Here is a 7,905-nt window from a genome sequence, read left to right on the forward strand (position 1 = left end):
CTGGCATGATAATCACTCCTTTCAGACCTTTTTTGATACCTCTTCTCTGGTACCAAGGATATTTTACCATGTCCGAACCTCTTTTTGTTTTCTATGTGGTCGCGTATTTATGGCGACCTGTACTTAGTCAGATGGTCGTACTTGAAGAGAGGAGTACCGGTAAAGCCAATAAACGATGCGTTGGGCAGTGCCAGGCGCATGTTGCGGGCAAGCTTGCCTGCCTGAGTGCGGTGCGCCTCGTCCGAGATAACGATGATATCGTCGCGGCGGCTGTAGGGTTTTTCGGGATTCACGTCCTGGTTGAACTTGTGGATCAGGCTGAAGACGTACCGGTGGTTTTCCTTAAGCAATTGCTTCAGCTCTTTGCCCGACCCAGCACGTGGAGTTTTCTCGTTAGCCACCCCGCAACCGACAAAGGTGCGGTATATCTGTCCGTCCAGATCATTGCGGTCGGTCATCAGCACAAAGGTGAAATTGCCCGGCACCTTGCGCCGCACTTTTTCTGCAAAGAAGGCCATGGAATATGACTTGCCGCTGCCCTGAGTGTGCCAGAAAACACCGAGCTTTCCCAAACCTGGGTGTACTGATTCCACCAACGACAGCACCTTGGTTTCTTCCCTGGGTTTCGCCTTCAGTTTCCTCTTTGGTTCCTCCGGTCCGGTTTCCTGCGATTCGGTGAGAGCGAGATAATCCCCATCAATGGCCTGTTCGCGGGGCAGCTCAATAACACGGGTGCGCAAACGCTCCTCTGGCGGGAACAGTTTTTTCAGCTCCTCCTGCTTGTTAACTGATGCCATAGCATTGTTCACGCCCAGCACCTGATGGTTTCGTCCCACGATCTTGCGTACCCCTCCAGGCTTGCTCGCATCGAACAGGATGAAATTCTCCACGATATCCAGCAGGCAATCTTTGGCAAGCATGCCGTTGAGCAGCACCTCGGCATCCACGCTGCCCTTGTCCTTCTCATCGAGCCGCTTCCATTCGCAAAAATGCTCCCATTGGCTCGTAATAGAGCCGTAGCGAGCCCTATCGCCATTGCTGACAATTAAAAATGCGTTGTGGTAGAAGGCGTGACCTATGACATGCTCATCCAGGTAGTCGCACAGGTTGCCGTCAAAACCAGCACGGATGTTTTTATAGACTGCCTTGAGTTCGATAAACACGAGCGGCAGACCGTTAACGAAACAAACCAGATCAGCACGGCGATTATAGTTCGGTGCTCGTAATCCGGTAAGCTTAAGTTCCCGCACAGCGAGAAAGCGGTTATTCGCGGGATTGTCAAAGTCAATAACCTTTGCCTGAACATGGCGCAGGTTTCCTTTGGCATCTTGATAGCTCACCGGCACGCCATCTCGGATGTATTTGTAGAACGTCTGATTGTGCTGGACCAGCGATCGTGTGAAGTCATAGCGGGTGAGATTTTTCACTGCGTCGTCAATAGCCTTGTCCGGCAATTCCTTGTTGAGTTTCACAAGTGCGGCCCGCAGGTCACGAATCAGCACTATCTCACGGGTGTCGGTACGGCCCAGTGTGCCATTCTGCCCGAAGACTTCTTCGTTCCAGGCGTAAATATTATCCCAGCCAAGCACCTTTTCCAGATGCTCAGCAAAGGTGGCCTGCACCAGTCGGTCTTCGCTATTGATGTCGGTAAAAGCCATTTTGGTTTATTTCTCCCTCTGCACTGTCTGTACCTTTTGCACCATTAGCCCTTTTAGCACCGTTAGCATTTTGTTATAATCATACCGTTATCTCGCCGCTCATCAGACGAGGCAGGAGCAGATCGCGGGCTGAGCGGAGTTTTTGGTTTTGGAAAAAGAGCATTCGCAGTTGGTTATCTATCGGTACTGAAATTTCCTCGAAAGCTTGAACCAACTGATTAGGCGGAGACAAGAGCTTCTGGTTCTCGAACTCCGTCTTTGTAACTGAAGCGAATATTGCACCCGACCCAATCATATCTTCTTTGAAAAAGTGAGCGCGCATTTGGTAAAACAAGAAGGACTGGTGGCCTGAGAGGCTTCGAAGTGCAGATAGACCTCGACCAATCACGATTTTATTGAGGGTGATATTGAGCCTTCCAACAGGAGCTCGAACACTGCAAAGGATGCTGCCCTCATAGGCGACGCGGTTTTGGGCTGTAGTGTACACCCTATCAGTAACGAAGCGGTTCCCAAAATCGGCTACACCTTGGTGAAACGGCAGCCCCTCGCCTGTCTCATTGTAATACTTCGACTCTGGGCTTTGCCCCATTGTCACATCAGCAAGTTCACCAAGCGTTTTATTCTCCCACCCCTCCGGCACCCCATCTATAATGCGAGTATGTTCATGCCCAGGAAAGCGCAACCTTATGAACCACTCTTGATATAGCAACCGCACCGACTCCTCCAATAGTGCCATCCGTCGCTGGTTGTTTTCGATTAGGTCGTTGTAGATAGAGAGAATTGTTGTAATCTTGCGTTGAACTGAGAGGGATGGAAGAGCTATAGGGAAATCTGGAAATCTCTCCAATGGAATACGATCAACTGTCGCACCATTTATGATCTCAACAACTTTTCTCCATTCATGAGACATGAAGTAATAGAGAAGATATCGGCTATCAACTTTATTTGGATCAGGTCGCACAAGTGCAACGCGACGCCCAAGACAGCCTCGAAAGCCTTTAGGAATAATCGCATAACGGTGTAGTGTTGCCTCATATGTAAAGACGATGTCATCAGCTTGTGGAGTTACTCGCCGTGTCCACCTTGGGAATTCTTCTTCTGAAATATGACGAATCTGGGAGAGATCAAGGTGTCCATCATCGGTGATATTCTTGATGCCAAGAAAAATCGGCCCATCGGAAGCCTCTTTCGGTGTTGCGTGGGGTCCATCATAAATACCAATGCAGTAATCCTTGATCGGGCGTGGTGTAGAGGTCCTCATGCTCCCAACCCCTCAAAATTCCCTTGAACACCCACCGCCATCGCCCCACCTTCAGCGCTTCCCAAAACACCGCTCATATCTCCACCTCCAACAGCTTAACAATTTCTTCGGGTGAGGGCAACTGGCCTTTCAATTCTTTGGGCAGACGTTTGACGATACGGTAGGTAGCAACGCCGATAGGCTTATGGGTATCATGCAGAGCGTACTCGACGATTGTACGGCTTTTTTCCTTGCATAGAATGATGCCGATAGAAGGATTCTCGCCCTCGACACGGACGAGATTATCCAAGGCAGCCAAATAAAACTGCATCTTGCCCACAAATTCAGGTTTGAACTCACCAATCTTTAATTCCAGCGCCACCAGGCATTTCAACCGGCGATGGTAAAGGAGCAGGTCAATGAAATACTCCTTGCCGTCCACTTCCAGTCGAAATTGGCTGCCAACAAAGGCAAACAATCCGCCCATAGCGCGCAGGAAATCCTCGATACGGGCGATCAAAGCACGCTCCAATTCCCGCTCGCTGTGTTCAGAATCCAACTCAAGAAAATCGAAAGTATACTCGTCTTTGACTGCCAGTTTAGCCTGAGCGAGAATTTGAGGAGAAACGGTCTGGTCGAAATTCGTCTGGCCGAGCAGTGTTTTTTCATAGCTTTGGTTTTCTATTTGATGGATGAGGACATTTTTTGACCAGCCGAACTTTTTCGTCATGCGCAGGTAGAATTCCTTTTCCAACAAGTCATTGCATCGCTCCAGAATGATGAGATTATGAGACCATCCGATTTCTCGCACTAGTGGTGCGAGTTTTTCACTGGGAGAATATGTCTCGTAAAACGACTTCATCCGCCAAAGGTTGGATGCGGAAAAACCTTTAATGCCAGGGAATTCTTGCTGCAAATCGTCGGCAAGCCCCTGTACGAGGGATTTTCCCCAGCCCTGGTCCTGTTTTTGTTCCGAGATTACCCGGCCAATATCCCAGTAGAGAGACACTAACTCCTTATTGACAGCGCGCAAAGCCTCATACTGCGCCGACCGGATTCTCTCCCGGATATCCTTCAATAATTGCGAGTATCCTTCGATCGCTTTTACCATGTCACGCATCTTGGGCTGTTTTGCTTTAGTCATACCCCGTGCCCTTTCCCGCAGCCTTGGACGATCACTTCTATCATATCCCCAACGCCTCAAAATTTTCCTGAATCTTTGCCGCCAGCTCGACAGCCTCTTTGTTGAGGTCTGCCAGTTCCACATGAATGTCACGGAGGGCCTGCTCAAAGTCGAAGTCCTCATCAATCTCAGATGGAGCAACCCCAACATAGCGGCCTGGTGTGAGGCTCCAGTCTGCTGCTGCAATCTCGGCGCGGGTGACGACCTTGCATAGCCCAGGCACAGCCTGCATCATACCATCCGGGAATCGGTCCTGCAACCACACGACTTGGCGATGAAAATAGGCAGCGCTTTTAAGTTGCTCAACCGCATCCTTGCGCTGTTCATCCAATTGCTTGAAACGTTTTATTGTTGCTCGGCGGTCATACAATTCAACGGCCTTCTCAATGGCCGCCATCCCGCCTACATTTCCAGCCGTTTCTCCGGCCACCTCCCCAGATACCTTTCCGGTCAGTTCCCCAACTAACTTTCCAGCCATATCCCCGGCCCGGCTGGCGAGCTTATAGAGCAGATCAACCTGCTTCACCAGCCCTTTGATTTGAGCAGCAAGCGGATCGAAGGCTTGCCGGGCAGCGTGCTGCATGTCATTAGTGGCAGGCAGAGCGGTTTCATACTGCTGGCGGAAACCCGCCAGGCCAGCAACCAGAGTTTTACGGTCAGTTTCATAGGCGGTGGCTGCTTCACGCCATTCGGCCAGTCCATCCTTGAGCATCTGCTTCTGCTCGTCCGGTATCGCTTCAATGTCTGCAATGCCTTGGACAAAAGCTTCAAAAGGTTCCCGGACAGCCTTAAGCGTGGCATCGAAAGCATCAAGCCGCTCGGAAATAACGCTACTCTCAGTGCATACCTTAGAGAGGTAGGACTTCACCAGATCGAGAAACCTGGCCTGCTGTCCTCTGTAGAGCCAGACAATGGCAGAAAGGTTAGCGAGCTGTTCAGGGCTGAAGTCATAAATCTTGCGCGTGACCTTCCGGTAGACGTTGCGGGCATCGATCATCAGCACCTGGTCGCGTCGGTTTTCGGGTTTGCCCTTGTCAAAGTGCCATAACTCGCACGGCACAGTTCGGGTATAAAAAAAGTTTGAGCGGATGGCGATCATTACGTCTACATTACCAGTCTCAACCAGTTTACGGCGCACTTCTGCCTCGCCGTGTCCGGCGCTGGATGCCTGGGAGGACATGACAAAGCCAGCGCGGCCTGTCTCTTTCAGATAACTGTGGAAATAGGATATCCATAAGTAATTGGCGTTGGAGACTGTACCCATGCTTTTCTTTCCATCGCCATTGTTTTTCTTGGCCTTTCCCTTGCTGATACCTGGCAGGCCGAATGGCAGGCGTCGATCGCCGTTGACCTTTTCAGCGTTCACCATGTCTACATTGAAGGGCGGATTAGCCATAACAAAGTCACACTTGCCCCAGATGGGATGGACATCATCATAGAAAGTGTTGGCCTCACGGATATCGCCTTCCAGCCCGTGAACAGCAAGGTTCATCTTGGCCAGCCGGATGGTGGTTGCGGTCTTTTCCTGGCCATAGAAAGTTACCCGTTTCATGGTTTCCAGCCCTTCATTCTCGATGAAATGGCTGGACTGCACAAACATGCCGCCGGATCCGCAGGCAGGGTCAAAGATTATGCCGTGATCAGGCTCGATGACATTGACAATCGTTTGCACCAGGGAAGGCGGAGTAAAGAATTCACCGTTATCCTGTGCGCCCTGGATTGCGAATTTCATGAGGAAATATTCATATATCCGGCCAAACACATCGCCCGATGCTGTGCGCAGAACCTCGCTATCAAAATTGCGCAGCAGGTCTTCGAGAAGGTCGTCCTCAAACCGGTCATAATCCTTGGGAAGCTGCCCCCTGAGCGGCTCAAAGTCCTCCTCGATGGCGTTCATTGCCTCGACCAGCGATTTCCCGATAACGCCATTACCCTTGGGAATGCTGAGCAGGGCTTCATAACGAGCGTTCTCCGGCAGCATCAGCGCCCGGCGTTTTATGAAGTCGCCCTTCACCAGTTGACGTTTGGGCATCTTGCCAGACGCCTGATCTGCTTCGATCTGTGCGAGTGCAGCCTGATACCTGTTGGTTGCATGGCGCAAGAAGATCACTCCCAACACCGGCATGCAGTATTCACTGGAAGTCAGCTTGGAATTAGCGCGAAGCTGATCAGCCGCCTCCCAAAGGCTGTTTTCGAGTTGTTCGATATTTTGCATGAGTTTCCCTCTAATTTGGAGCGCACCTTTTATGTATCAGGTGACAGAAATCGGCTTATATTTAAAAGCTCTTTTTTAAGCTCATTTGGTGGGATGTATTCGATCATTGTAGAGAATTCATAAGCCTTCTTTCAATTGTTTCTCAACCAGCCCCTTCAATAATCTCCTGTGGCACTCCTCGTCAGTCTTCTCTTTGCAGAGGAGAGTGATATTCCCCTCTCTGGCAAGATCAGCCAGTTCCTTTAGGTTATCAGTCCGGGATTCCATCTCTTTAAAATACCGTCTCTCGTACTCAGAAAAATCTATTCTCTTGTTATTCCAGTCATCGAGAAGCTCGTTACTGGGGCCAAGTTCTTTCATCCAGAGATCAATCCTGTTCTTTTCCCGGCCAATGCCACGGGGCCATTTGCGCATGACAAGGATTCTCTTGCCGTCGTCAGGCTCGATCTTGTCGTAGTAAACGGATTTGGTTTTGATCATCGTATCAACAGTTTACCTCCAAGGTATTTCCTTAAATTGCTATTATATCATAAAAGATTGAATATCGACCAATATTTACGTTAAAATATGTGGCTAAAACAGCAAAAGGATGACAGAGAGGAATATATAGAAGCTATCAGGCATGAATTGCCGAATCAGACTGTGAAAGGAGAAGATAAAAATGGATTTTCAGGGAACATGGCATATCTATGAGATGGAAATGTGGGGCGAGGACTATTTCAACATGGAAGTTCAGGCGTATATCAAGATAGGCTCAGATAACAGGGGGAGTTTTCAGTTTGGCCTTGTTAGCGGGCAAATAGATGGAGAGATTGCCGGAAAAAAGTTTGAATTTACCTGGGAAGGAAATGATGAATGTGACCCTGCACATGGCAGCGGCTGGGTAAGGCTAAAAGGCAAGGACCTGCTGGAAGGCCAGTTCAGGATTCATGATGGTGACAGCTCGACTTTCATGGCAAGGAGGGCAAAATAATTCTTTTCGCTGGTACACTGGGACTAAGCTTTTTTATCTTGCATATTAATTCTGTTATCAAAGGCTTTCGAGAAAAATGCGTACACTCTCAGCCCCTGGGGATTTTAAGTCCACTAAAATAGAGTATGATTCCTGCAAGTATTGTTTGGCTTTCTCTTTTTGTCCAAGGCTGTCGTAGATATATCCCATTTTTTTTGATAGATTTGCTATTCCTATCCGGTCACCTATCTCACGCGCAAGTTTGAGTCCTTTTTCACAATACTCTTGAGCCTTTTCCATCTGATTAAGTTTCCTATAGATATCTCCTAGGCCGCTCAACCATGCACTCCCATTGCGACGGTCCCCTATCTCTTGAGATATAGCGAGGGCTTTATCGTAATACCCTAAAGCCTTCTCAACTTGATCAAGAGCGCTGTATACGTTCCCTAGGTTGCCCAGCCATTCTCCTTCATAACGGCGGTCACCTATGTTATGTGCAATGCAAAGTGCTTGCTGGTAGTACTCAACGGCCTTCTCCATCTGCCCAAGCTCTCGGTAGGCATCACCCAGATTGCCTAAATCAATCCCCTCACCTCTTCGGTCACCAATTTCTCGGTCTATGCTGAGTGCCTGCTGGTGATATTCGATAGCCTTCTC

6 protein-coding genes and 1 pseudogene are annotated in these 7,905 nt (G+C 49.3%); 1 reads left to right on the forward strand and 6 read right to left on the reverse strand.

Annotation, left to right across the window (positions count from 1 at the left end; all coding sequences use genetic code 11):
* Window positions 1–122 precede the first annotated feature (122 nt).
* The 5 genes and pseudogenes from AB1611_12785 to AB1611_12805 form a co-directional block, all read right to left on the reverse strand.
* A pseudogene (locus AB1611_12785) lies at window positions 123–1,658 on the reverse strand (type I restriction endonuclease).
* 79 nt (window positions 1,659–1,737) lie between these two features.
* Window positions 1,738–2,919 (reverse strand): restriction endonuclease subunit S, encoded by a 1,182-nt coding sequence (locus AB1611_12790; GenBank protein MEW6380466.1) that lies wholly within the window; start codon window positions 2,917–2,919, stop codon window positions 1,738–1,740.
* Window positions 2,920–2,992: 73 nt separating this feature from the next.
* A complete protein-coding gene (locus tag AB1611_12795; protein MEW6380467.1) occupies window positions 2,993–4,018 on the reverse strand; it encodes a PDDEXK nuclease domain-containing protein in 1,026 nt (341 codons plus the stop codon).
* 64 nt (window positions 4,019–4,082) lie between these two features.
* Entirely contained in the window at window positions 4,083–6,296 is a 2,214-nt protein-coding gene (locus tag AB1611_12800) for an N-6 DNA methylase (GenBank protein MEW6380468.1), read from the reverse strand.
* A gap of 117 nt (window positions 6,297–6,413) precedes the next feature.
* Window positions 6,414–6,776 (reverse strand): DUF488 family protein, encoded by a 363-nt coding sequence (locus AB1611_12805; GenBank protein MEW6380469.1) that lies wholly within the window; start codon window positions 6,774–6,776, stop codon window positions 6,414–6,416.
* Between the two features lie 181 nt (window positions 6,777–6,957).
* Here AB1611_12805 and AB1611_12810 point away from each other — a divergent pair, with 181 nt between their 5' ends.
* Complete coding sequence (locus tag AB1611_12810; protein MEW6380470.1) at window positions 6,958–7,269, forward strand: hypothetical protein; 312 nt, start codon at window positions 6,958–6,960, stop codon at window positions 7,267–7,269.
* Window positions 7,270–7,326: 57 nt separating this feature from the next.
* Here the strand turns inward: AB1611_12810 and AB1611_12815 are convergent.
* Window positions 7,327–7,905, reverse strand: a 579-nt coding sequence (locus AB1611_12815) for a tetratricopeptide repeat protein (protein MEW6380471.1), incomplete at its 5' end; no start/stop codon positions are given.

Source organism: bacterium (genome assembly GCA_040755755.1).
Taxonomy (GTDB): domain Bacteria; phylum SZUA-182; class SZUA-182; order DTGQ01; family DTGQ01; genus DTGQ01.

Excerpts from the sequence above, each read along its gene's own strand:
- AB1611_12790 (MEW6380466.1), bottom strand. The coding sequence starts at position 2,919 with ATGAGGACCTCTACACCACGCCCGATCAAGGATTACTGCATTGGTATT.
- AB1611_12795 (MEW6380467.1), bottom strand. The coding sequence starts at position 4,018 with ATGCGTGACATGGTAAAAGCGATCGAAGGATACTCGCAATTATTGAAG.
- AB1611_12800 (MEW6380468.1), bottom strand. The coding sequence starts at position 6,296 with ATGCAAAATATCGAACAACTCGAAAACAGCCTTTGGGAGGCGGCTGAT.
- AB1611_12805 (MEW6380469.1), bottom strand. The coding sequence starts at position 6,776 with ATGATCAAAACCAAATCCGTTTACTACGACAAGATCGAGCCTGACGAC.
- AB1611_12810 (MEW6380470.1), top strand. The coding sequence starts at position 6,958 with ATGGATTTTCAGGGAACATGGCATATCTATGAGATGGAAATGTGGGGC.